The organism is Akkermansiaceae bacterium (assembly GCA_019634595.1).
In the GTDB taxonomy this organism is placed as follows: Bacteria; Verrucomicrobiota; Verrucomicrobiia; order Verrucomicrobiales; family Akkermansiaceae; genus Luteolibacter.
This window is the reverse complement of the sequence record JAHCBC010000003.1, coordinates 667,768-689,312: the sequence shown is the minus strand read 5'-3', so window position 1 is coordinate 689,312 and position 21,545 is coordinate 667,768. Positions and strand designations below refer to the sequence as shown.

30 protein-coding genes are annotated in these 21,545 nt (G+C 61.8%); 28 read left to right on the top strand and 2 right to left on the bottom strand.

The window, feature by feature from the left end; translation table 11 throughout:
- The first annotated feature begins 7 nt into the window (after positions 1–7).
- On the top strand, positions 8–1,114 hold the full coding sequence (locus tag KF712_13675) for a hypothetical protein (protein ID MBX3742041.1): 1,107 nt from the start codon (positions 8–10) through the stop codon (positions 1,112–1,114).
- A 4-nt stretch (positions 1,115–1,118) separates the two neighbouring features.
- Here KF712_13675 and KF712_13670 read toward each other — a convergent pair whose 3' ends face one another.
- Together KF712_13670 and KF712_13665 are read right to left on the bottom strand one after the other, a co-directional pair.
- On the bottom strand, positions 1,119–3,317 hold the full coding sequence (locus KF712_13670) for a TonB-dependent receptor (protein MBX3742040.1): 2,199 nt from the start codon (positions 3,315–3,317) through the stop codon (positions 1,119–1,121).
- A 122-nt stretch (positions 3,318–3,439) separates the two neighbouring features.
- The gene (locus tag KF712_13665) at positions 3,440–4,492 is read right to left on the bottom strand and encodes an alkene reductase (GenBank protein MBX3742039.1); all 1,053 of its coding nucleotides are present in this window, start codon (positions 4,490–4,492) and stop codon (positions 3,440–3,442) included.
- 104 nt (positions 4,493–4,596) lie between these two features.
- On the opposite strand from KF712_13665, the gene KF712_13660 reads away from it, so the two are divergent.
- From KF712_13660 to map, 27 genes are all read left to right on the top strand, one after another.
- Positions 4,597–4,914 (top strand): helix-turn-helix transcriptional regulator, encoded by a 318-nt coding sequence (locus KF712_13660; protein ID MBX3742038.1) that lies wholly within the window; start codon positions 4,597–4,599, stop codon positions 4,912–4,914.
- 297 nt (positions 4,915–5,211) lie between these two features.
- Positions 5,212–5,616 (top strand): 30S ribosomal protein S12, encoded by a 405-nt coding sequence (gene rpsL / locus KF712_13655; GenBank protein MBX3742037.1) that lies wholly within the window; start codon positions 5,212–5,214, stop codon positions 5,614–5,616.
- 33 nt (positions 5,617–5,649) lie between these two features.
- A complete protein-coding gene (gene rpsG / locus KF712_13650; protein MBX3742036.1) occupies positions 5,650–6,123 on the top strand; it encodes a 30S ribosomal protein S7 in 474 nt (157 codons plus the stop codon).
- Between the two features lie 63 nt (positions 6,124–6,186).
- Positions 6,187–8,298, top strand: coding sequence for an elongation factor G (fusA, locus tag KF712_13645; GenBank protein MBX3742035.1), 2,112 nt, complete (start codon positions 6,187–6,189; stop codon positions 8,296–8,298).
- Between the two features lie 54 nt (positions 8,299–8,352).
- Positions 8,353–8,661, top strand: a complete 309-nt coding sequence (rpsJ, locus tag KF712_13640) for a 30S ribosomal protein S10 (GenBank protein MBX3742034.1) — start codon at positions 8,353–8,355, stop codon at positions 8,659–8,661.
- A 59-nt stretch (positions 8,662–8,720) separates the two neighbouring features.
- Positions 8,721–9,356 (top strand): 50S ribosomal protein L3, encoded by a 636-nt coding sequence (gene rplC, locus KF712_13635; protein ID MBX3742033.1) that lies wholly within the window; start codon positions 8,721–8,723, stop codon positions 9,354–9,356.
- A gap of 40 nt (positions 9,357–9,396) precedes the next feature.
- Positions 9,397–9,999, top strand: coding sequence for a 50S ribosomal protein L4 (gene rplD, locus KF712_13630; protein ID MBX3742032.1), 603 nt, complete (start codon positions 9,397–9,399; stop codon positions 9,997–9,999).
- Between the two features lie 23 nt (positions 10,000–10,022).
- A complete protein-coding gene (gene rplW / locus KF712_13625; protein ID MBX3742031.1) occupies positions 10,023–10,307 on the top strand; it encodes a 50S ribosomal protein L23 in 285 nt (94 codons plus the stop codon).
- Between the two features lie 43 nt (positions 10,308–10,350).
- A complete protein-coding gene (gene rplB, locus KF712_13620) occupies positions 10,351–11,190 on the top strand; it encodes a 50S ribosomal protein L2 (protein ID MBX3742030.1) in 840 nt (279 codons plus the stop codon).
- Between the two features lie 39 nt (positions 11,191–11,229).
- On the top strand, positions 11,230–11,502 hold the full coding sequence (gene rpsS, locus KF712_13615) for a 30S ribosomal protein S19 (protein MBX3742029.1): 273 nt from the start codon (positions 11,230–11,232) through the stop codon (positions 11,500–11,502).
- A gap of 30 nt (positions 11,503–11,532) precedes the next feature.
- The gene (locus KF712_13610) at positions 11,533–12,261 is read left to right on the top strand and encodes a hypothetical protein (protein MBX3742028.1); all 729 of its coding nucleotides are present in this window, start codon (positions 11,533–11,535) and stop codon (positions 12,259–12,261) included.
- A 21-nt stretch (positions 12,262–12,282) separates the two neighbouring features.
- Positions 12,283–12,711: a 50S ribosomal protein L22 gene (rplV, locus tag KF712_13605; protein ID MBX3742027.1), complete on the top strand. Its 429-nt coding sequence runs from the start codon at positions 12,283–12,285 to the stop codon at positions 12,709–12,711.
- A gap of 28 nt (positions 12,712–12,739) precedes the next feature.
- Positions 12,740–13,489 (top strand): 30S ribosomal protein S3, encoded by a 750-nt coding sequence (gene rpsC, locus KF712_13600; GenBank protein MBX3742026.1) that lies wholly within the window; start codon positions 12,740–12,742, stop codon positions 13,487–13,489.
- Between the two features lie 61 nt (positions 13,490–13,550).
- Complete coding sequence (gene rplP / locus KF712_13595) at positions 13,551–13,970, top strand: 50S ribosomal protein L16 (protein MBX3742025.1); 420 nt, start codon at positions 13,551–13,553, stop codon at positions 13,968–13,970.
- 32 nt (positions 13,971–14,002) lie between these two features.
- Positions 14,003–14,203, top strand: coding sequence for a 50S ribosomal protein L29 (gene rpmC / locus KF712_13590; protein ID MBX3742024.1), 201 nt, complete (start codon positions 14,003–14,005; stop codon positions 14,201–14,203).
- 30 nt (positions 14,204–14,233) lie between these two features.
- Complete coding sequence (gene rpsQ / locus KF712_13585) at positions 14,234–14,503, top strand: 30S ribosomal protein S17 (GenBank protein MBX3742023.1); 270 nt, start codon at positions 14,234–14,236, stop codon at positions 14,501–14,503.
- Positions 14,504–14,572: 69 nt separating this feature from the next.
- On the top strand, positions 14,573–14,938 hold the full coding sequence (gene rplN / locus KF712_13580) for a 50S ribosomal protein L14 (GenBank protein ID MBX3742022.1): 366 nt from the start codon (positions 14,573–14,575) through the stop codon (positions 14,936–14,938).
- Positions 14,939–14,983: 45 nt separating this feature from the next.
- A complete protein-coding gene (gene rplX, locus KF712_13575) occupies positions 14,984–15,211 on the top strand; it encodes a 50S ribosomal protein L24 (GenBank protein ID MBX3742021.1) in 228 nt (75 codons plus the stop codon).
- A 57-nt stretch (positions 15,212–15,268) separates the two neighbouring features.
- The gene (gene rplE / locus KF712_13570) at positions 15,269–15,850 is read left to right on the top strand and encodes a 50S ribosomal protein L5 (GenBank protein ID MBX3742020.1); all 582 of its coding nucleotides are present in this window, start codon (positions 15,269–15,271) and stop codon (positions 15,848–15,850) included.
- 38 nt (positions 15,851–15,888) lie between these two features.
- Positions 15,889–16,284: a 30S ribosomal protein S8 gene (gene rpsH, locus KF712_13565; protein MBX3742019.1), complete on the top strand. Its 396-nt coding sequence runs from the start codon at positions 15,889–15,891 to the stop codon at positions 16,282–16,284.
- 29 nt (positions 16,285–16,313) lie between these two features.
- A complete protein-coding gene (gene rplF, locus KF712_13560) occupies positions 16,314–16,853 on the top strand; it encodes a 50S ribosomal protein L6 (GenBank protein MBX3742018.1) in 540 nt (179 codons plus the stop codon).
- A gap of 41 nt (positions 16,854–16,894) precedes the next feature.
- The gene (rplR, locus tag KF712_13555; protein ID MBX3742017.1) at positions 16,895–17,251 is read left to right on the top strand and encodes a 50S ribosomal protein L18; all 357 of its coding nucleotides are present in this window, start codon (positions 16,895–16,897) and stop codon (positions 17,249–17,251) included.
- Between the two features lie 13 nt (positions 17,252–17,264).
- Entirely contained in the window at positions 17,265–17,933 is a 669-nt protein-coding gene (rpsE, locus tag KF712_13550; GenBank protein ID MBX3742016.1) for a 30S ribosomal protein S5, read from the top strand.
- Positions 17,934–18,003: 70 nt separating this feature from the next.
- A complete protein-coding gene (gene rplO, locus KF712_13545; protein MBX3742015.1) occupies positions 18,004–18,453 on the top strand; it encodes a 50S ribosomal protein L15 in 450 nt (149 codons plus the stop codon).
- A 97-nt stretch (positions 18,454–18,550) separates the two neighbouring features.
- Positions 18,551–20,050, top strand: coding sequence for a preprotein translocase subunit SecY (gene secY / locus KF712_13540; protein MBX3742014.1), 1,500 nt, complete (start codon positions 18,551–18,553; stop codon positions 20,048–20,050).
- Entirely contained in the window at positions 20,047–20,721 is a 675-nt protein-coding gene (locus KF712_13535; GenBank protein ID MBX3742013.1) for a nucleoside monophosphate kinase, read from the top strand. The genes secY and KF712_13535 overlap by 4 nt, the downstream gene beginning before the upstream one ends.
- Before the next feature lie 64 nt (positions 20,722–20,785).
- On the top strand, positions 20,786–21,538 hold the full coding sequence (gene map, locus KF712_13530; protein ID MBX3742012.1) for a type I methionyl aminopeptidase: 753 nt from the start codon (positions 20,786–20,788) through the stop codon (positions 21,536–21,538).
- Positions 21,539–21,545: the final 7 nt, after the last annotated feature.

Genomic DNA, 21,545 nt, shown 5'->3' with positions numbered 1-21,545 from the left:
GGATTCCATGAATTTCAGGAGAAGACGCCGCAGGAAGAAAGGGGAGAGCGAGAGCAATCTCGACGCGCTGCTCGACGTTTTGACGAACGTCGTCGTCGTGCTCATCGTCGTGTTGCTGCTGCTGCAGATCGACGTTGAGAAATCCGTGCAGCGGATTTTCGACAACCTGATGCCGGCGACGCCGGAGCAGGTCGAGTTCGCGAAGCACCGGCTCAATGATCTGGATGAACAGATTACGAAGCAGCAGGAACTGCTGGACGCACCAGCCCCCACGGATGACCAACTGGAGCAGATGAAGGCGGACCTGGCGTTTCTGGAAAAGAGCCTGGCTGACAACAAGGCGAAGCTCATCGCCCTGGATGAGCTGAAAAAGCTGGCTGAGAAGACCGAAAAAGAGGCCGAAGCGGAAAAGAAGCTCACCGACGAGCGGCTGGCGAAGATCCGTGAACTGGAGGCGCTGCTGGACCAGACCCCGCGCCCGCAGCCGCAGGCGGCCAGTGTGGTCAGCATCCCCGAGTCGAAACCGATCCCGAACAACGCGAATTTGTACTACTGCTTCATCACGGGGGATCAGGCGCACCTGATCGATGTGATCGACGCCCAGAAGCGGGTGATGGAGGTCTTTGACCGCCAGAAGCGGGAATTCGAGGTTGAACGCATCCGCGAGAGGGGGGAAAGGACGCGGTATGTCTATCAGCAGGAGGAAGTCGTCCGGTTTTTCGAGACGCAGGAAATCAAGGTCCGCAACCAGACGGTCACGGTGCCCTACAACAAACCGTGGACGAGGCTGAATGTCAGGGTCTCATTCGACCCCGCGCGTGGAGACGCGTCCGCGGCCGACATGGACCAGCCGAACGGAAGGTTCCACAGGATGATGGAACTGGTGAAGTCCCGTCCGCGGGCCGTGCTGATTTTCAAAGTGAAACCGGACGGGTTCGCGACCTATCTGAAGGCGCGGCAGATCGCGGATGGGATGGACATCCCCTGCGGTTGGGAAGTGGACGGCAACAACCACGTCAGCGCGCCGCTGGACATCGAGGTCAACCGCCTGGAACAACCTCCCCCCCCGCCGGCGACACCGTTGCCGCCCGTGCCGGGGAGGAAGCTGGATTGATGGATCAGAACGTGTAGTTCAGCTTCAGGTAGGCGGAGCGGTAGGTTTCCTCGTAGGTGCGGGAGACCGAGGTCTTCGCCCCTGCGGCGTTGTAACCGTCGAGCGTCAGCTTCTCGGTGGAGCCGAGCAGGTTGAGGAACGACAGGCTCATCGAGAGATTTTCCGAGAGCTGGGTGCGCGCGGAGAGGTCGAGGCGGACCATGTCTCCGAGGCGGGTGCCCTGGCTGGTGCCGTTCGATGCCTTGATGCGCTGGTCGTAGCCGCTGACCCAGTTCGCGCTGACGCCGAAGGTCGTCCGGATGGCTTCGACATAGTAGTCGAGGCCGATGTTGGCCACCGCGTCGTGCTGGTCCGCGAAGCGCCTGGTGCCGCCGTTGGGGTCGTCCAGCTTGGTGTGGACCCAGGTGGCGTTGCCCCAGAGCGTCAGTTGCGGCAGGCTGATGACCTCCAGCGGGACACGACCCTCGAGTTCGACCCCGAAAAGTTCACCGTCACCGACATTGCGGGGGCGGGAGACATAGGTGGCTCCTTCGAGTTCCGACAGCGCCTCGATCTTGTCCTCGAACTTCCGTGCGAAGAGGTTGAGGGAGACGATGCCCTTGCGCTCCATGAAGTAGTGGTCAACTCCGGTATCCAGACCCCAGATCGATTCGGGGGTTTGGTCCGGATTTCCCGCGAGGAACGGGTTGGCGATGGTCCCGGTGCCATCGGAGATGGTGGGGGTCAGCTCCCGGAGGTCCGGGCGGCGGAGCGTGCGGGCGATGCCGGCGCGGAAGTCGGTGTTCTCCTGCAGGCGCTGGACGACGTGGAGCGAGGGCAGCAGGAAGGTTTCGGAGACCGAGGTTCCAACACCGTTGAAGTCGCGGGTGCGGGTGTCGGAGTTCTCGAGGCGCAGGCCGCCGGTCAGGCGGGTGCCTTCCGCGAGCTGCCAGGAATCCTGGACATAGACATTCCAGCGGTCTTCGCGGACATCAAATCTCCGGTTGGGGGTGAAGACGGGCGCGCCGCCGACGGTGAAATCGGAATTGTCCTCATCGCGGGTCGAACGGCTGAAATCAAAGCCGAACGCGACCTCATGGGCGTTGAATTTCCCTTCGTATTTGAAGGCGGGGTTGGTCCTTTCCAGCTCGACGTCCTCAGTGCGGAGGCGGCGCTGGGTCAGAGTCCCGGCAGCGTTGAAGCGGGAGGCGGCGCGGGTCGTGTCCTCGCGTGCCCATTGCTGGTCGATGCTGAGGGTGAAGACACCGGCATCCTCCATGTCGCGCACCCAGCCACCGTAGAGGCCGAAGTTTTCGCGGACACGGTTCCGGAATTCATCATCGGTGCGGTCGGTGCCGAGGTGGCTGGCGATCAGGCGGCCCTTGACGTCGTCGCGGTCTTCCTCGGTGTAGAGGTAGGACGGCTCGAAGCGGAGGGTATCCTGTGGCGAGAGCGCGAGTTCGAGCGAGGGAAGCAGGTTGATCTGGTTGTACTCCCGTTCGTTGATGCCCAGTTCGCCGCCGTTCGGGACACCGGCCCCGGTATAGACGTAGGTGTCCTTGCTTTCGTTGCGGCGTTGGCGCTGGAGGCCGCCCGCGAACGAGTATTTCAGGACTCCGAATTGACCCGCCTGGAAGAAGGTGGCATCGCCGATCCAGCCGTTTTCCTCAAGATAGCCTCCACCCACACCGACGTCGGTGCGCGGCGTGAAATTGGTGTTCTTCAGGATGATGTTCACGGTGCCTGCCGCACCCTGGCCGTCGAGCGAGGCCAGCGGGGCGCGGATGATCTCCACCCGCTCCACCAGCGAACTCGGGATGCGGTCCACCTGCACGGAGCGGCGGGAGTTGCCATCGATCATCGGGCGGCCATTGATGAGGACCTGGGTATATTGGTCACCGATGGCGCGGAGCTGGATCTCACGCGCGCGGTTGGCTCCGCCGAAAGTCACACCCGGAACCCGGCGCAGCGCGTCGCCCAGCGGCTGGTCGCCGAACTGGTTGAGCTGTTCCGAGTCGATGACGGTCACCGCGTTCGGCGCTTCACGCTTTGCGGTGATGGCTTGCTCCGCGGCGGTGCCCACCCGGTCGCCCACGACCTCAAGGGGTTCGAGCGTGTCAGCCGGCTTGGGCGTCTGGGCATTGGCCGTATTGATGAACGGCAGAAGGCCCAGCAGCGCAAACTGCCGGGAGGGGGGGAGGAGGAAAGGTCTGCGGAGTTTCATAATGGTACGGCCCCACGCGGGGCCGCACCATTGAGGCTCAGCAAGCTGACGAATTGTCAATTTTAATTGAGACTCAGTCCCAATAAGAATTACAATTTGCCGCTAATTTTCCAACCGTCCGCTCATCCCGCCGCCGGGTAGTCCGTATAGCCTTTCGGGCCGCTCCCATAGAAGGTCGCCGGATTCGGTGGGTTGAGAGGAGAACCGGTGGTGAATCGTGCCACCAGGTCCGGATTGGCGATGGCCGGAACACCGAACGCCACTGCATCTGCCGTCCCGGACGAGATGATGGCATCTGCGGACTCACGGGTGAATTTTTCGTTCGCGATGTAGGGACCTCCGAAGGCGGCTTTCATGGCCGGGCTGATGCTGTCAGCTCCCTCCGCCTCCCGGGTGCAGATGAAGGCGATGCCGCGCTTGCCGAGTTCCGATGCGATATGGGTGAAGGTACCAAGAAGATCGGAATCCCCCATGTCGTGGGCGTCCGCCCGCGGGGCAAGGTGCATGCCGACGCGCTCAGCCCCCCATACGGAAACCACGGCGTCCGTCACCTCCAGCATGAGCCGCGCGCGGTTTTCAATGGGGCCGCCATAGCTGTCGGTCCGCTTGTTGGTGGAGTCCTGGAGGAATTGGTCGAGCAGGTAGCCATTGGCTCCATGAATTTCAACGCCGTCGAATCCTGCGAGCTTCGCGTTCTCCGCCCCCTTGCGGTAGGCTTCGATGATCCCCGGGATTTCCTCCAACTCCAGTGCCCGCGGAGTGACGAAGGCTTTCTCCGGGCGCACCAGGCTGACATGGCCGGCGGGCTGGATGGCGCTGGGAGCGACGGGGAGGTCGCCGTTGAGGTAGATGGGATCCGACATCCGGCCCACGTGCCAGAGCTGGAGGATGATCCTGCCGCCCGCCGCATGCACGGAGTCCGTCACTTTCTTCCAACCGGAGACCTGTTCCTGGGACCAGATGCCGGGGGTGTCCGGATAGCCGACGCCTTGGGCGGTCACCGAGGTGGCCTCCGTGATGATGAGGCCGAATCCGGCGCGCTGGGTGTAGTATTCCACCATCAGGTCATTCGGCACCCGGCCCGCACTGGCACGGCAGCGGGTGAGGGGAGCCATGATCACGCGGTTCGGAAGTTCCCACGCGCCGATTTTGATAGGAGTCAGAAGGTCAGGCATATTTTGTTCGATATGTGTCGAACAATAGCAAAGCTGGCCAGATCGTCAAAAAGAAAACTTCGATGATTGTCGAACTTGATGGACGATGTATATTCCGGGCGAGCATGAAAGTCTATGAACATCCGGATCTTGCCTCCATCAGCCTCCCGGTGGTGATGCAGGCGCTTTCGGATCCATGCCGTCTTTCCATCGTGAGGGAACTGCTTGATCAGGGCCGCCCGATGGCCTGCAACGAAGTTCCGCTGGAGATCTCCAAAGCGACCCGCTCGCACCATTTCGAGGTCCTGCGCAATGCGGGCCTGATCCGCACGGAAGTGGAGGGGACGAAATGCATGACCTCGTTGCGGAAAGGGGAGGTGGACGGGCGTTTTCCCGGGCTGTTGGACTTGGTGTCCACTTCGGAGATTGCCTCCGGATGCTGATACGGACGATTCCCGGAGTGCCGGGGATGTTGTCTTTTCAAGGAATTGTGGCGATTTTCTCAAATTTTTTGGTTGGGGCGGAAAATTTCTGAAAAAGTTCCAAATTAGGGCTTGCAGGGTCGTCCGCGGTACCTATCTTCGCCGCCCCCACGCGGCCTGCTGACGTCCTGACGAAGCTTGCCTCCACATAGGGTACATTATCGGGTGCAGCTCCGGAAAAAAGCTACTTCAAGGTCGCCTTGTCGTTGCTCCGGATTGTCCTCCGAAAGGAAAATCTGAAACCACCGCAAGGAAATCATGCCGACCATCAACCAGCTCGTTCGCAAGGGACGCCTCACTCCGGCCGAGAAGTCGAAGTCCCCCGCTCTCGTGAACTGTCCACAGCGCCGGGGCGTTTGCCTCCAGGTTATGACCCGGACGCCCAAGAAGCCGAACTCCGCGCTTCGTAAGGTCGCCAAGGTTCGCCTCACCAATGGCTTCGAAGTCATCGCCTACATCGGCGGTGAAGGCCACAACCTCCAGGAGCACTCCATCGTTCTGGTCCGTGGTGGCCGGGTGAAGGACCTTCCGGGTGTCCGCTACCACATCGTCCGTGGCTCCCTCGACACCCTCGGTGTCGATAAGCGCCGCCAGAGCCGCTCCAAGTACGGTGCGAAGCGTCCGAAGCCGGGCCAAGCAGCCGCTCCAGCCAAGAAGCGCTAATTTTTTCGTCCCCAACCTTACCTTTTTACTGCCATGCCACGCCGCAAGCGCATCTTCACCAAGCCCGACCGCAGCGACGCCCGCTACGCCAGCCCGCTCGTTGGTCACCTCATCAGCAAAATCATGCGCGACGGGAAGCGTTCCCTCGCACAACGCATCGTTTATGCTGCGATCGACCGTGCGAACGAAGGCATCGACACCGTCGATCCTCTGGAAGTCATCACCCGTGCCGTCGAGAACGCCAAGCCACGCGTTGAGGTCAAGTCCCGCCGTGTCGGTGGTGCGACCTACCAGGTGCCGCTTGAGGTCGCCGCTGACCGTTCCGAGTCCCTCGCCATGCGCTGGCTCGTCCAATACGCCCGCAACCGCAAAGGCACGCCGATGCACGTTGCTCTGGCGAACGAGATCAAGGACGCCGCGAACAACCAGGGCTCCGCAGTCCGCAAGCGTGACGACGTCCACAAGATGGCACAGGCCAACCGCGCCTTCGCCCACTTCCGCTTCTGATCTGACTGATACGCGCTCCAGCGAAATCCCGTCGTGAACCCCAACAGTCCAAACCGCCAATACGTGCTCGAGCGCACCCGGAATATCGGGATCGCCGCGCACATTGACGCGGGCAAGACGACCCTCACCGAGCGGATCCTGTTCTACACGGGCATGATCCACAAGCTGGGTGAGGTGCACGATGGTGCGGCCACGACCGACTGGATGGAGCAGGAGCGCGAGCGCGGCATCACCATCACCTCCGCAGCCGTCACCACCGAGTGGTGGCAGCATGAGGAGGCCGGTGTGACCAAGCTTTTCCCGGGACTGAAACACCGGGTGAACATCATCGACACCCCCGGCCACGTGGATTTCACCGCCGAGGTGGAACGCTCCCTCCGGGTGCTCGATGGCGCGATCGTCGTTTTCGACGCCGTCGCCGGTGTCCAGCCCCAGACCGAAACCGTCTGGCGCCAGGCCACCAAATACAACGTCCCGCGCCTTGTGTTCGTCAACAAGATGGACCGCGTGGGGGCTGACTTCGACAACGTCGTCAAGGAAGTCCGCGAGAAACTGGGGGCCAATGCCGTCCGCATCCTGATCCCGATCGGTTCCGAAGAGAACCTCAAGGGCCAGATCGACGTGGTGAACCAGAAGGCGGTCTACTTCTCCGACGACGACAAGTTCGGTTCAACTTACACCGTCAAAGACCTGGAAGGCGACCAGATCGAACTCTGTAAAGAGGCCTACGATGAACTCCTCAACGCCGTCGCCGATGTCGATGACTCCGTCGGTGAAAAATTCCTGAGCGAGGAAGCCATTTCGCTCGAAGATCTCAAGAACGGCATCCGTCGTGCCACCATCGCCAACAAGCTTGTTCCCGTTGCCGGTGGCTCCGCCTTCAAGAACAAAGGCGTCCAATACCTTCTCGACGCCGTTGTCGACTACCTCCCGAGTCCGCTGGACATCCCTGCCGCGATCGGCATGGACCCGGACAACGAGGAGCACAAGATCGAGGTCATCACCTCCGACAACGAAAAGTTCGTCTCCCTCGCCTTCAAGCTGTGGGCTGACAAGTTCGTCGGAAAGCTGGTTTTCTTCCGCGTCTATTCCGGCGTCGTCAAAAAAGGCGACACGATCTATAACCCCCGCACCCGCCGGTCCGAGCGCGTCGGCCGCCTGATCCAGATCCAGGCCAGCGAGCACCAGGACATCGAGGCCTGTTACTCCGGTGACATCGCCGCCATGGTGGGCATCAAGAACGTCACCACCGGTGACACGCTCGCCGCCGAGAAACACGATGTGGTTCTCGAGCCCCCCACTTTCCCGGAGCCGGTCATCTCGATGGCCGTCGAGCCAAAAACCAAGGCCGACCAGGAGAAACTCGCTCTCGCACTCGGCCGCCTCTCCGAGGAAGACCCGACCTTCATGGTGAAAACCGATGAGGAAACCGGGCAGACCATCATCTCCGGCATGGGTGAACTCCACCTGGAGATCATCGTTGACCGCCTCCGCCGCGAATTCAAGGTCGAGGCGAATACCGGCGCCCCGCAGATCGCCTACCGCGAAACCATCACCGCTCCCGCCGGTGGCGAAGGAAAGCTGGTCAAGCAATCCGGCGGCCGCGGCCAATACGGCCACGTCATCCTTTCCGTCGCCCCGAATGAAAAGGGCAAGGGCCTCACGATCGACAACAAGGTCGTCGGCGGCACCATCCCGAAGGAATACATCGGCGCGGTGATCAAGGGAGTCAACGAGTCGATGACCAACGGTGTCGTCGCCGGTTACCCGGTCATCGACGTGCACGTGGAGATCCTCGACGGATCCTACCACGACGTTGATTCCAACGAAAACGCTTTCACCATGGCGGCCATCTTCGCCATGAAGGACGCCTTCAAGAAGGCGAAACCGATCCTCCTCGAGCCGGTCATGGCCGTGGAAGTCTCCACTCCGGACGACTACCAGGGCGATGTCATGGGCGACCTCAGCCGCCGCCGGGGACAGATCCAGAACACGGAGTCGAAGGGCAAGCTGTCCATCGTCCACGCGAACGTCCCCCTCAAGGAGATGTTCGGCTACTCCACCGCCGTCCGCACCCTTTCTTCGGGGCGTGCTTCCTATGCGATGACCCCATCGCACTTCGAGCAGGTCCCGAACAATATCGTCGAAGAGATCGCCAGCGACCGCATGGGTTGAACCGATCACTCGCTCTAAAAACGAATCGTTAGAACACGCACCAACATCTCCACCATGGAAAATCAGAAGATCCGCATCCGCCTCCGCGCTTATGACCACCGCGCCATCGACCGCTCCGCCGCGGAGATCGTGGAGACCGCCAAGCGCACCGGCGCCCGTGTCGCCGGCCCCATCCCGCTGCCGACCCGCATCGAGAAGTTCTCCGTCAACCGTTCCGTCCACGTGAACAAGAAGTCCGCCGAACAGTTCGAGATCCGCACCCACAAGCGTCTCCTCGATATCGTCGATCCGACCGCCCGCACCGTTGATGAGCTGAAGAAGCTCAACCTGCCAGCCGGTGTCGACATCACCATCCGCATCTGACCCGTCCGTTATCCAGTCCGTCTCACTGATAACATCCAACTTCCAACTTTCCCATTTCAATGTCACTCGGCCTTCTTGGTAAAAAACTCGGTATGACCCGCCTGTTCGATTCGAGCACGCAGGCCATGATCCCCGTCACCGTCATCGACGTCGCCGGCAACACCCTCCTCCAGTCCAAAACCGTCGAGTCCGATGGTTACACCGCCGTCCAGGTCGGCTTCGACGACCAGAAGGAGCAGCGTGTTTCCAAGCCGGATCTCGGCCGCTTCAAGAAAGCCGGTTCCGCACCGAAGCGCTTCGTCCAGGAGTTCCGTTTCGAAAGCGGCGCTGAGCTGCCGGCCGAACTTCCGGGTCTCGACACCTTCAGCGAAGGCCAGTGGGTCGACGTCATCGGCACCACCAAGGGCCGTGGTTTCCAGGGCGCGGTGCGCCGCCACGGATTCGGTGGTCTCCGCATGACCCACGGCTCCATGATGCACCGCCGGACCGGCGCCATCGGTTGCCGCTCCACTCCGGGCCGCGTCTGGAAAAACCAGAAGATGCCCGGCCACATGGGCAACGTGCCACGCACGGTGCAGAACCTCAAAGTCGTCGCCGTCCGCAAGGAAGATGGCGTCATCCTCGTCTCCGGAGCTGTTCCGGGCGCGAAGGGCGGCTACCTCACCATCCGCCCCGCCAAGAAGAAGTCCGCTTGATCCGGACATTCCCCTGTAATTCTCACCAGCCTTTCAAGTCATGTCAGCCAAGACCTTTACCGAAGCAGACGCCCAGGCCGCCAATGTGGTCCTCGTCGGAGCAGAGCGCGGACGCCAGGCCGTCCACGATCTCGTGACCGCCTATCGTGCCAACCGCCGCACCGGCTCCGCCAACACCAAGACCCGTGGCGAAGTTTCCGGCAACAACAAGAAAATCTACAAGCAGAAGGGCACCGGTAACGCCCGTCACGGTGACAAGCGCGCTCCGATCTTCGTCGGTGGTGGCGTTGTCTTCGGCCCACGCCCGCGTGATTACTCGAAGGACGTGCCGAAGTCGGTCCGCAAGCTGGCTCTCCGCCGCGTGCTGGGTGACGCTGTCCGCGCCGGCAAGGTTTCCACCGTCGAAAGCTTCAGCATCGGCGGCAAGACCAAGGACTTCGTGGCCGCCGTCGAGGCGATCACCCCGGCCGAGAAGGTGCTCATCGTCGGCAACTTCGACGACCAGACCTTCCTCGCCGCCCGCAACGTCGGCTGGACCCAGCTCGTGAGCGCTTCCGACCTCAACGTCGAGCAGCTCCTCCTCGCCCGCAGCATCATCCTCGTGGGTGACGCTGTCAGCACCCTCGCATTCCGCACCGCCTGAACCCCGGACCAGAAACCGAGACCATGAAAGACATTTACCAGGTTATTAAAAACGTCCGCCTCAGCGAGAAGGCCACCATGCTGCAGGAGTCCAACAACGAGATCACCCTCGAAGTGGACCGCAGCGCGAACAAGGTGGAGATCAAGCAAGCGGTGAAGGAACTGCTCGGCAAGACCGCCGTGTCCGTCCGCACCGCCAACTACGACGGCAAGGAGCGCCGCAAGCGCCGCGCCGACGCAGGTCGCACCAGCAGCTGGAAAAAAGCCATCGTCCGCCTCAAGGAAGGCGAATCCCTCGATCTCATCTGATCCGGGTTAGTTCTAACCGCAACACTCAACCGTTCAGCGAGTCATGCCACTCAAGACTTTCAAGCCAAACACCCCGCCGGAGCGTTACAAGCAGCTTCCTTCGTTCGATGAGATCACGAAGAAGACCCCGGAGAAAAGCCTCCTGACGCCCCTCAAGCGCAGCGGCGGCCGCAACAACACCGGTCGTATCACCACCCGCCACATCGGTGGTGGCCACAAGCGCCACTACCGGATCGTCGATTTCCGCCGCAGCAAGCGTGACATCGAGGCAACCGTCGTCGGCATCGAATACGATCCGAACCGCACCTGCCGCATCGCCCTCATCCAATACACGGATGGACAGAAGTCCTACATCCTGGCCCCGATCGGCCTGGAAGTCGGTGGCAAGGTGAGCGCCGGTGAGAACGCCGCTCCGAAGGCAGGCAACGCGCTTCCGCTCCGTTCCATCCCGCTGGGAACCTCCATCCACAACATCGAGCTGACCCCGGGCACCGGTGGCAAGCTGGTGCGTGCCGCCGGCCAGTTCGCCGTCCTCTCCAACCGTGACGACGAGTGGGCGCTGGTGAAACTTCCCTCCGGCGAGATCCGCCGCTTCCACCTCGATGTGTTCGCAACCGTCGGCCAGGTCGGCAACCGCGACCACATGAACGAGGTTTCCGGCAAAGCGGGCCGCACCCGCTGGCAGGGTGTCCGTCCGACCGTCCGCGGTATGACCATGAACCCTGTTGACCACCCGAACGGTGGTGGTGAAGGCCGCTCGAAGTCCGGTGGTGGTCGCCAGCACCTTCTGTCCCCATGGGGCCACGCCAAGGGCGAAAAGACCCGCAAGCCGAAGAAGGGCACCAGCGTGTTCATCGTCGAGTCCCGCCACAAGAAGAAGTAACCGACCGCTTCTCAAACTCCCAACCAAAGCACGTTTCCCATGCCACGCTCACTCAAGAAAGGCCCGTTCGTCGACCAGAAGCTTCTCGCGAAGATCGACGCCGTCGCCGAAGCCGGATCCGACCGCAAGCCCATCAAGACCTGGAGCCGCAAGTCGATGATCACCCCGGACTTCGTCAGCCACAACTTCGCCGTCCACAACGGCAAGACCTTCGTCCCGGTGTATGTCACCGAGAACATGGTCGGCCACAAGCTCGGCGAATTCGCTCCTACCCGCATCTTCCGCCAGCACGGCGGTATCGGTAAGAAGTAATCCGTTTTCCTGCCAGAATCCTCCACGACCATGTTCGCCGTCCGCCAACTTCCTGCTCTTGCCGCCGCCCTCGGGCTGCTGGCCGGGACGGGTGTTGCCCGGGCCCAGCGGCAGGCCACCGTGGAGGAGCTTCAGGAAACCATCCTCGACCTGCGGCAGCAGAACCAGTCGCTCCAGCGCGCCCTCGCCGAGTCCAACAAAGGCGAGAAGCAGGCATCAGAGCAACTCGCGCAGGTCCGCGAACGTCTGGAGGCCCTCGGCAAAAACCTTCTCGACGGCGGAAATGACCGCCTCGTCCAGGCCGCCGCGGATCTCCAGATCGCCAACGAACGCACCACCCGGCTCGAAAGCGCCGTGATGCATCTCGTCTCCACCATCGGCGACTACCGCAGCAAGGCGGTCGTCTCCGACCCGGACGCACTGCTTCGTCTGGAAACTTCACTAAGAGAGCTTGACGACGTCCTCGGACTACGCCAGAAGCCCCGCCCCGATGTCCGCACCGGGACCCTTCAGGAAGCCCGCGTTGTCAGCCTCGACCAGGAAAGTGGCATGCTCGTTCTCAACCTGGGGGAGACCCAGGGTGCGAAGATCGGCATGACTTTCCGCCTCAGCCGGGGACAGCAGCCCTACGGCCAGGCCATCATCGCTGACGTCCGCAAGGGCGTCTGCGGCGCGTTCGTCGAAAGACTGGACACTCCCAACGAAACTCCCCGCCCCGGCGACCTCGCCATTCTCGAACTACAAGCATCCGCGCAGTAACCACTCACCGTTGACACGACCATGGAAGTCAAGAGCACCACTAAATTCGTTCGTCTCTCGCCGCAGAAAGCGCGTGACGTTGCCCGTGAAATTCAAGGCCTCCCCGTGTCGAGCGCCCTCGATATCCTCACCTACACCCCGAAGAAGGCGGCGACCCTCATCGGCAAGACCCTGAAAACCGCCATCGCGGATGCGGAGAACAACTTCTCCCTCGACACCAACTCCCTTGTCATCAAGGAGGCGGTCATCGGCGCAGGCCCCACGCTCCGCCGCTTCAGCCCACGGGCGAAGGGTTCCGCAGGCCCGATCCTGAAGCGCACCAGCCACATTTCCATCACGCTCGTGGGTTCCGCCCCTGAGAAGAAAAAGAAACCCGCCCGCAAGGCGGCCGCCAAAAAAACCGAAAAAGCTCCCGAAGCCGCTGAAGCCGCCACGGAAGAGCAAGCCTGATTCCCTTTAATCTTATCCATCACCGACCATGGGCCAGAAAGTAAATCCGATCGCATTCCGTCTCGCCGTCAGCAAAGACTGGCGCTCCAAGTGGTATGCCAGTGGCAAGGACTTCACTGACAAACTCCACGAGGACCTTGCGATCCGTGGTTACCTCAAGAACAAGCTCCAGAACGCCGGTCTGTCCCGCGTCGTCATCGAGCGTGCGTGGAACAGCGTCCGTGTCACTCTCCACACCTCCCGCCCCGGCCTCATCATCGGCCGCCAGGGCAAGGAGATCGAGATCATGACCAAGGACATCACCGACCTTGCGAAAGGTGCCCAGGTCAAGATCGACATCGTCGAGATCCGCAAGCCTGAGCTGGACGCCCAGCTCGTCGCCGAGCAGATCGCCGTCCAGCTTGAGCGCCGGATCAGCTTCCGCCGCGCCATGAAGCGCGCCCTCCAGACCGCCATGGACTTCGGTGCGGAAGGCATCCGCCTCCGTGTCGCCGGCCGTCTCGGTGGTGCTGACATCGCCCGTGCCGAAGGATACCGCGAAGGCAAGGTGCCTCTCCAGACCCTCCGCGTCCCGCTGGACTACGGTTTCGCCGAAGCCCGCACCGTCTATGGCATCATCGGCGTCAAGTGCTGGATCAACAAGAAGGAAGACGATGGCAGCCGCCCAGGCGGTGAGCGTGGTGAACGCCGCGAGCGCGGTGACCGTGGTGGTGAACGCCGCGGTGGTGGTGACCGCCGTGGAGGTGGTGACCGTGGCGCCCCGCAGAACCGCAACTGATTCCTGTTCCAAAGAACCAATTTTTTCCAACAACAAATCTTACTTTTAGGAGGACCGAGCCATGCCTTTGATGCCCAAACGAACCAAGTTCCGCAAGACGCACCGCGGAAGCCGCTCTGGTAACGCCCAGCGCGGAACCACCGTCGCCTTCGGTGACTTCGGCCTTCAGACGCTCGACCGCGGCTGGATGACCAACCGCCAGATCGAAGCCTGCCGTATCGCGATCAACCGCTCCCTGAAGCGGAAGGGCAAGGTCTGGATCCGGATCTTCCCACACAAGTCCATCACCGCCCGCCCACCGGAAACCCGGATGGGTAAAGGTAAGGGTGCCGTGGATGGTTGGGTGGCCGTTGTCCGCCCTGGCAACATCCTCTTCGAAGTCGGCGGTGTCACCGAATCCGCGGCAAAGGAGGCGATGCGCCTGGCATCCTACAAGCTGGGTCTCCGCACCCGCCTCATCGCCCGCAATCCCCACGCCTGATCCGTCAGCCAACCACCAAACAACGTCCGACCATGGCCAAGAACAAAGGCAAAGAAACCAGCCAACTCTCCGCTGACGAGCTCGCCAAGAACCTGCGCGACCTCAAGCAGGAGGCCCTCAACCTCCGCCTCCAGCGCGCCACCGGCCAGCTGGAAAACCCGGCCCGCATCACGCAAGTCCGCCGCGAAACCGCACGGATCCTCACCGCCCAGAACGCCAAGAAAGGCGCCTGATCCCACCAAGCCCCTTAAACTGAACGCACCATGAGCGAGAACACTCAGGATTCCCAACCGCACCTTCGCAAGACCCGTGTCGGCGTCGTCGTCTCCGACAAGATGGAGAAGACCCTCGTCGTCGAGCACGTCGCCCGCGTCCCGCACCCGAAGTTCAACAAGATCGTCAAACGGTCCAAGAAATACTACGTGCACGACGAAAGCGGCCAGGCCAAGATCGGCGACCGCGTCCGCATTGTTGAGACCAAGCCGCTTTCCAAGCTGAAGCGCTGGGCCCTTGCCGAAGTCCTTTCCCATTGATCCGGGATCCGCGGTGCTCCGCTCCGCATCTTCACCTTCCTACACAACCAATTCCTTAGATTTACTGCCATGATCCAGATGGAAACCATGCTCGACGTCGCCGACAACACCGGTGCACGCAGCGCAAAAATGATCGGCGTGCTCGGCAAGCGCACCCGCACTGCCCACGTTGGTGATGTCATCACCGCCCACATCCGCGATTCCATCCCGACCGCTTCGGTCAAGAAAGGCAGCGTCGTCAAGGCTGTGGTGGTCCGTACCGCTTACCCCATCCGCCGCCCGGATGGATCGATCCTCCGCTTCGATTCCAACGCGATCGTCGTGATCGACAAGGACAACAACCCGCGTGGTACCCGGATCTTCGGACCCGTCGCCCGTGAGCTCCGCGAAAAACAATTCATGAAAATTGTTTCCCTCGCGCCCGAAGTGCTCTAAGACGCCGCCCCGCGCCGCACGAATCCCAACCGAAACCATCTCCAGATGAGCAAGACTCACGTAAAAAAAGGTGACCAAGTACAAGTCATCGCCGGAAGCCACAAGGGCAAGACCGGCACCGTCACCCTCGTCAACGCGGCCAAGAACACCGTGATTGTCGAAGGTGTCCGTCCCGTCACCAAGGCGATCCGCCGCTCCGAGCAGGAGCCCGATGGTGGCCTGAAGACCATCGACGGTTCCATCCATATCTCCAACGTCAAGAAACTGGGCTGAGACGGAAACGTCCCTGCCCGCGCTTAAGCGTCGCGCAGACGCTGACCCGCTGAAAACATGAGCACCAACGCACTACAAAAGCACTACAAGGATAAGGTGGTGCCGGCTTTGACCAAAAAGCACGGCTACGCCAATCCACACCAGGTCCCGCGTCTTGAGAAGATCGTCGTGACTTCCTGCATGGGCAAGGCCCCCGACCGCAAGGTCGCCGTGGACGACGCCGTGAACGAGATCGCCAAGATCACCGGCCAACGCCCATCCATCACTTTCTCGAAGAAGGCTGTCGCGAACTTCAAGCTCCGTGAGGGTGAAGCCCTCGGCGCGCGTGCCACCCTCCGTGGCCAGCGCATGTGGGAGTTCCTGCACCGTTTCATCAACATCACTTCCCCGAACATCCGGGACTTCCGTGGTATCTCTTCCAAGTCCTTTGACGGACGCGGCAACTATGCCTGCGGCATCTCCGACCAGAGCATCTTCCCGGAGATCGAGATCGACCAGATCAAGCGCCAGATCGGCTTCGACCTGATCTTCGTCACTTCCGCCCCGACCGATGCCGAAGGCCGCTCCCTTCTCACCGAACTCGGACTGCCCTTCCGCGATGTCAAGAAGGCCGAAGAGGCCGTCGCATCCGCCGAGTAATCGGATAACCCCACAACATTTCAAAGGAATCCATTACCATGGCAGTTCTCTCAGATCCAATCTCTGACTTCCTCACCCGTTTCAAGAACGCGGCCCGTGCCGGCAACGAGGAATTCACCGCTCCCTACTCCCGCATCAAGGCGGACATCGCCAAGATCCTCCAGGAGGAAGGCTACATCTGGAACTACGAAGTCGTCACCGGCGAGCGCACTGAGCTCAAGGTGAAGCCGAAGTTCGTCGATGGCCGTCCGGTCCTCACCGATCTCAAGCGTGTTTCCAAGCCAGGCCGCCGCCAATACGTCGGTGCCGGTGAGGTCCCGCGCGTCATGTCCGGCCTGGGCATCTCGATCCTTTCGACTCCGAAAGGCGTGCTGTCCGGCGGATCCGCCAAGCGTCAGAATGTCGGCGGCGAACTCCTCGCCACCGTCTGGTAACCCCTAACTCGCGAAAGGAACCTAGAACCATGTCACGAGTCGGTCTCAAACCAATCTCCCTTCCTGAAAAGGTCGCCGTCAAGCTGGACGGCCGCAACGTCACCGTCGAAGGCCCGAAGGGCAAACTCGACTTCACCCTCCCGGATGGCATCAGCCTGACGAACGAGGATAAGAGCGTTGTCGTTTCCCGCGCTTCCGAGCAGCGCCAGGTGCGTGCCCTCCATGGCACCGCCCGCAGCCTGATCAACAACATGATCCACGGCGTCTCCCAAGGCTTCGTCAAGGATCTTGAAATCCATGGCGTCGGTCTCCGGGCCGCTGTCAAGGGCCAGGATCTCGACCTTTCCCTCGGTCGCTCCCACCCGCTTCTCCACCCCATCCCTGCCGGTCTCACCGTCACGGTGAACGAGAACACCAAGATCAAGGTGGAAGGCATCGACAAACAGCTCGTCGGCCAGTTCGCCGCCGAGGTCCGTGGCTACTATCCGCCGGAGCCTTACAAGGGCAAGGGTGTGCGGTATGCTGGTGAACACATCCGCCGCAAGGAAGGCAAGAGCGTCGGCAAATAACAATAATCCGCCGCAATTAACACCAACCCCATTCCGGCCATATGAGCACCATCAATCGCAAGGGCATCCGCCAACGCATCCACAAGCGGATCCGCCGCAAGGTCACCGGCACCGCCGAGCGTCCTCGCCTCGCCATCTACTACTCGAACCAACATATCTACGTCCAGGTCATCGACGACTCGGCGGGCAAGACCCTCATCTCCGCGTCCACCATGGACAAGTCGATCGAGAACGCGTCCTCGAACGTCGCCAGCGCCCAGAAAGTCGGCTCCCTGATCGCGGAACGCGCCAAGGGTTCGAACATCAGCGCCGTCGTTTTCGACCGCGGCGGTCACCTCTACCACGGAAAAGTCAAAGCCCTCGCCGATGCAGCGCGTGAAGGCGGCCTCCAATTCTAAGCTTCCCACGTAAATGGCAATTACTCCAAACAACGCTCCATCCGGCGGTGCCGCACCGGCACCCCAACAATCCGGTGGCTATCAAGGCAATCGCGGCCAAGGCGGCGGCGGTTACGGTGGCGGCCAAGGCGGCTTCGGCGGCGGCAACCGCGGTCCACGCGGCCCACGCCGTGAAGAGCGCCAGGCTCCGACGGATGCCGATGGCAACGAGCTTTCCGAGAAGGTCGTCTTCATCAACCGGTGCGCCAAGGTCGTCAAAGGCGGCCGTCGCTTCAGCTTCTCCGCTCTGGTCGTCTCCGGCGACAAGGGTGGCAAGGTTGGCCTCGGTTTCGGCAAGGCCAACGAAGTCGCTGACGCGATCAAGAAGGCCAGCGAAAGCGCCCGCAAGCAGCTCAAGAAGATGAGCATCGTCGATGGTACGATCCCTCACGAGATCTACGCCGAGTTCGGCGGTGGCAAGGTGCTCCTGAAGCCCGCCTCCCCCGGTACCGGAATCATCGCCGGTGGCGGTGTCCGTGCCGTCTGCGAAGCGGTCGGCATCCGTGACGTCCTCGCCAAGTCGATGGGTTCCTCCAACCACGCCAACGTGGTCAAGGCGACCCTCAAGGCCCTCACCTCCCTCCGCACCCGCGACCAGATCCTTTCCGGACGTGGCAAGGCGAAGAAAGAGAAAGCCATTTGAGATGAGACATTGGATATTGGGGCTCTTCCCCAATATCCGATCAACCAATCCCTGATATCCTTTTAAATTTATGGAACTTCACAATCTCAAGCCCAACCCGGGCGCGAAACACCGCAACAAGCGTCTTGGCTGCGGTGAGAGCTCCGGCCACGGCAAGACCTCCTGCAAAGGGAACAAAGGTCAGAAAGCACGCTCCGGCTCCGGCACCCGTGTCGGCTTCGAAGGTGGCCAGATGCCACTTCACCGTCGTCTTCCGAAGCGTGGTTTCAACAACTACGACTTCCGCGACAAAACCGGCGTGATCAACGTCGGTGATCTGGACCGTTGCTTCGAGGCGGGTGCCACCGTCGATGAAGCGGCCCTCCGCGCTGCCGGTCTCCTCAACAACCGCTGTGACATCGTCAAGGTGCTCGGCGACGGCGAAATCGAAAAGGCCCTGACCCTCGTGGTCGGCAAGGCCAGTGCTTCCGCCCGCGAGAAGATCGAAAAAGCAGGTGGTTCCGTCCAGGTCCCCGCTTGATATCCTTCGGGATCAGTCTTGTTTTCCGGCGAGGAAGCGCTTGCGCGCTTCCTCGTCGTCTTTATAACGCCCGCGTCATTTCTTCTCCCACCTCCCTATGATCTCTGCCTTTGCGAACACCTGGAAAATTCCGGAACTCCGTGACCGGATTCTTTTCACCCTCGCGCTCATCGTCATCATCCGTCTGGGTGTCCACATCACCCTTCCCGGGGTGGATGCCACCGTCATCAAGGCTTATCTGGACAGCGTCCAGAACTCGGACCCGACGAACCCGACGGGCGGCATCACCGCGATGCTCCAGGTGTTCTCCGGTGGCGGTCTCCAGCAGGCCGGTATCTTCGCGCTCGGCATCATGCCGTATATCTCCGCATCCATCATGGTCCAGCTGATGACCGCGGTGGTGCCGAAGCTTTCCCGCCTCGCCCGTGAGGACGGCGGACGCCAGAAGATCACTCAGTACACGCGCTACATCACCATCGCCATCGCCCTGGTGCAGGGCTTCTTCGTCGCCAAGACGCTGACGCAACCGGGGAACATCCCCTACATGCAGGGCATCGAGAAGTTCGGCATCCTGGTCCCGAACCCCGACATCTGGTGGTTCACCCTGACCATCATCACCATCGTCGCCGGAACGGTCCTCCTCATGTGGATCGGTGACCAGATCACGGAAAAGGGTATCGGCAACGGTACTTCCATCATCATCACCGTCAACATCATCGCCGCCCTTCCCGGAGCGCTGATCCAGGCCTGGAACTACTTCGTCAAAGGCAACAGCGCCTACCTTTCCATCATGATGGTGGTGATGATCGCGCTGCTCCTGTTCGTCATTGCCGCCACCATCGCCCTCACGCAGGCACAGCGCCGCATCGCGGTCCAGTATGCGAAGCGCGTGGTCGGCCGGAAACAATTCGGCGGCCAGACCCAGTATCTCCCGCTGAAGGTCAACTACGCCGGCGTGATGCCCATCATCTTCGCCACGGCGGTCCTTTCCCTTCCGCCGATGATGCTGCAGTGGTTCTTCCCTGACTCAGGTTGGGCCAAGAACCTGTATGCCGAGCTTTCCGGTGGTGGCACCGGTTACTACATCCTCGGTGGTGTTGGCATCTTCCTGTTCTCCTACTTCTGGGTGGCCATGATGTTCCAGCCTTCGCAGATCGCGGAGGACCTGAAGCGCAACGGCGGCTACATCCCTGGCGTGCGCCCCGGCAAGCCGACCGCAGATTTCCTCGACTTCACCATGGCCCGCCTCACCTTCGCAGGTGCCATTTTCCTTGCCATCGTGTTCGTCCTTCCCGTCGGTGTGGGCAAGGCGGTGGGCCTGCCACCCGGCTCGCTCGTCCTCCAGTTCTTCGGCGGCACCTCGCTGCTCATCATGGTGGGTGTCGTTCTTGACGTGATGCGCCAGGTCGAAACCCAGCTCCTCCAGAAGCACTACGACGGCTTCCTCCGGAAGGGCAAGCTCAAGGGCCGCTACGACCGCCTCGCGAATGCGGGTGGTGGCAGCGCTCCCAAGACCGCCATCGTCTTCCTCTGGGTCGTCATCGCCATCATCATCGTGGTCGGCGGAACCATCGTCATCTACAACAAGACGCATTGAGCGCCCCCGCCCCCAGACCTTCCCGCATCGTCCTCCTGGGTCCTCCCGCCTCCGGCAAAGGCACCCAGGGCAGACGGTTGGCGGAGGCCTTCGGGCTTGGTTATCTGAGCACCGGGGCACTGCTCCGGGAACAGGTGGAGAATGGCACGGAGCTTGGCAAACAGGCTGAGCCGATCCTCGCCCGCGGCGGCTACCTGCCGGACGATCTCATGAACCCGATCCTGGCCGACTGGCTGGAGCGGAAGAACGGAGCCGGGTGGGTGCTTGACGGCTTCCCCCGCAGTCTCCCGCAGGCGTTGTTCCTCGGGAAATGGCTGTCGGATCATGACCACGCGCTCGATGCCGCGGTCTCCCTGGAAGTTCCGTTCGGCGATCTGCTGGAACGCACCCGCAACCGGGTGGAGTGCCCGGCCTGCCGTTGGTCCGGCCAGAAATCGCAACTCGTTTCCGGGGACTTGTGCCCGAAGTGTGGATCTCCCGCAGGACCCCGAGCGGATGATGACGAAGAGAACTTCCGCAACCGCCATGCCGAGTTCATGACACTGACCGCCCCGGCCATCGAACATTTCCGGAGCGAGGGCATCCTTCATTCCGTTGACGCCACCGCTCCGCAGGATCAGGTTGCCGCGGACATCCTCGCCTCCTTTGCCTCCACGGAGGCTTCCAACTGAACATTTTTCCATCGTGTCTTTCCGCCAGCGCATCCCCATCAAGACCGCCAAGGAGATCGACCGCATGCGCGTCGCAGGCTCCATTGCCGCGCAGATCCTCCACGAACTCGCCATGGCGACGAAACCTGGTGCCACCACCGGCGACATCGACGCCCTATCCGCGGAGCTGATGCGCCAGCATGATTGCAAGAGCGCGTTCCTCGGCTACCGCGGCTTCAAGGGGAACATCTGCATTTCCGTGAATGAGGAAGTGGTGCATGGCATCGGTGGTCCCCGCAGGATCCTGCCGGGCGACATCGTCAGCATCGACGTGGGCGTCGTGAAGAGCGGCTTCATCGGCGACAATGCGACCACGGTCGCCGTCGGGGATGTCCCGCTGGAAACCAAGCAACTCCTCGCGGTGACCGAGCAATCCCTCTACGAGGCCATCAAGTTCGCCCGCGCGGGCACGAAACTGGCCGACCTCTGCGGTGCGGTGGAAGAGTTCGTGAAACCACGCGGCTTCACCATCGTCCGCGAGTTTGTCGGCCATGGCGTGGGCCGCCGCCTGCATGAAGAGCCCCAGGTTCCCAACTACCGGCCCCAGGGAAAGTCCCCGACGCTGATGCCCGGAATGACGCTCGCCATCGAGCCGATGGTGAATGCGGGCGTGGCGGGTGTCCGGATCCTGGACGATGGCTGGACGGTCATCACCGAAGACCGGAAACCGAGCGCCCATTTCGAGCACACCGTGCTCGTCACCGCCGGTGAACCGGAGATCCTCACCGACCGCCCGCGTCTCGCGGAGCCGGAAATGCTGGGCCTCCCGGCTTGGTGAGCGGCGT

Bases quoted from the DNA above. Each gene is read 5' to 3' on its own strand.
- KF712_13675 (MBX3742041.1), top strand. From the start codon at position 8: ATGAATTTCAGGAGAAGACGCCGCAGGAAGAAAGGGGAGAGCGAGAGC.
- KF712_13670 (MBX3742040.1), bottom strand. From the start codon at position 3,317: ATGAAACTCCGCAGACCTTTCCTCCTCCCCCCCTCCCGGCAGTTTGCG.
- KF712_13665 (MBX3742039.1), bottom strand. From the start codon at position 4,492: ATGCCTGACCTTCTGACTCCTATCAAAATCGGCGCGTGGGAACTTCCG.
- KF712_13660 (MBX3742038.1), top strand. From the start codon at position 4,597: ATGAAAGTCTATGAACATCCGGATCTTGCCTCCATCAGCCTCCCGGTG.
- rpsL (MBX3742037.1), top strand. From the start codon at position 5,212: ATGCCGACCATCAACCAGCTCGTTCGCAAGGGACGCCTCACTCCGGCC.
- rpsG (MBX3742036.1), top strand. From the start codon at position 5,650: ATGCCACGCCGCAAGCGCATCTTCACCAAGCCCGACCGCAGCGACGCC.
- rpsJ (MBX3742034.1), top strand. From the start codon at position 8,353: ATGGAAAATCAGAAGATCCGCATCCGCCTCCGCGCTTATGACCACCGC.
- rplC (MBX3742033.1), top strand. From the start codon at position 8,721: ATGTCACTCGGCCTTCTTGGTAAAAAACTCGGTATGACCCGCCTGTTC.
- rplD (MBX3742032.1), top strand. From the start codon at position 9,397: ATGTCAGCCAAGACCTTTACCGAAGCAGACGCCCAGGCCGCCAATGTG.
- rplW (MBX3742031.1), top strand. From the start codon at position 10,023: ATGAAAGACATTTACCAGGTTATTAAAAACGTCCGCCTCAGCGAGAAG.
- rplB (MBX3742030.1), top strand. From the start codon at position 10,351: ATGCCACTCAAGACTTTCAAGCCAAACACCCCGCCGGAGCGTTACAAG.
- rpsS (MBX3742029.1), top strand. From the start codon at position 11,230: ATGCCACGCTCACTCAAGAAAGGCCCGTTCGTCGACCAGAAGCTTCTC.
- KF712_13610 (MBX3742028.1), top strand. From the start codon at position 11,533: ATGTTCGCCGTCCGCCAACTTCCTGCTCTTGCCGCCGCCCTCGGGCTG.
- rplV (MBX3742027.1), top strand. From the start codon at position 12,283: ATGGAAGTCAAGAGCACCACTAAATTCGTTCGTCTCTCGCCGCAGAAA.
- rpsC (MBX3742026.1), top strand. From the start codon at position 12,740: ATGGGCCAGAAAGTAAATCCGATCGCATTCCGTCTCGCCGTCAGCAAA.
- rplP (MBX3742025.1), top strand. From the start codon at position 13,551: ATGCCTTTGATGCCCAAACGAACCAAGTTCCGCAAGACGCACCGCGGA.
- rpmC (MBX3742024.1), top strand. From the start codon at position 14,003: ATGGCCAAGAACAAAGGCAAAGAAACCAGCCAACTCTCCGCTGACGAG.
- rpsQ (MBX3742023.1), top strand. From the start codon at position 14,234: ATGAGCGAGAACACTCAGGATTCCCAACCGCACCTTCGCAAGACCCGT.
- rplN (MBX3742022.1), top strand. From the start codon at position 14,573: ATGATCCAGATGGAAACCATGCTCGACGTCGCCGACAACACCGGTGCA.
- rplX (MBX3742021.1), top strand. From the start codon at position 14,984: ATGAGCAAGACTCACGTAAAAAAAGGTGACCAAGTACAAGTCATCGCC.
- rplE (MBX3742020.1), top strand. From the start codon at position 15,269: ATGAGCACCAACGCACTACAAAAGCACTACAAGGATAAGGTGGTGCCG.
- rpsH (MBX3742019.1), top strand. From the start codon at position 15,889: ATGGCAGTTCTCTCAGATCCAATCTCTGACTTCCTCACCCGTTTCAAG.
- rplF (MBX3742018.1), top strand. From the start codon at position 16,314: ATGTCACGAGTCGGTCTCAAACCAATCTCCCTTCCTGAAAAGGTCGCC.
- rplR (MBX3742017.1), top strand. From the start codon at position 16,895: ATGAGCACCATCAATCGCAAGGGCATCCGCCAACGCATCCACAAGCGG.
- rpsE (MBX3742016.1), top strand. From the start codon at position 17,265: ATGGCAATTACTCCAAACAACGCTCCATCCGGCGGTGCCGCACCGGCA.
- rplO (MBX3742015.1), top strand. From the start codon at position 18,004: ATGGAACTTCACAATCTCAAGCCCAACCCGGGCGCGAAACACCGCAAC.
- secY (MBX3742014.1), top strand. From the start codon at position 18,551: ATGATCTCTGCCTTTGCGAACACCTGGAAAATTCCGGAACTCCGTGAC.
- map (MBX3742012.1), top strand. From the start codon at position 20,786: ATGCGCGTCGCAGGCTCCATTGCCGCGCAGATCCTCCACGAACTCGCC.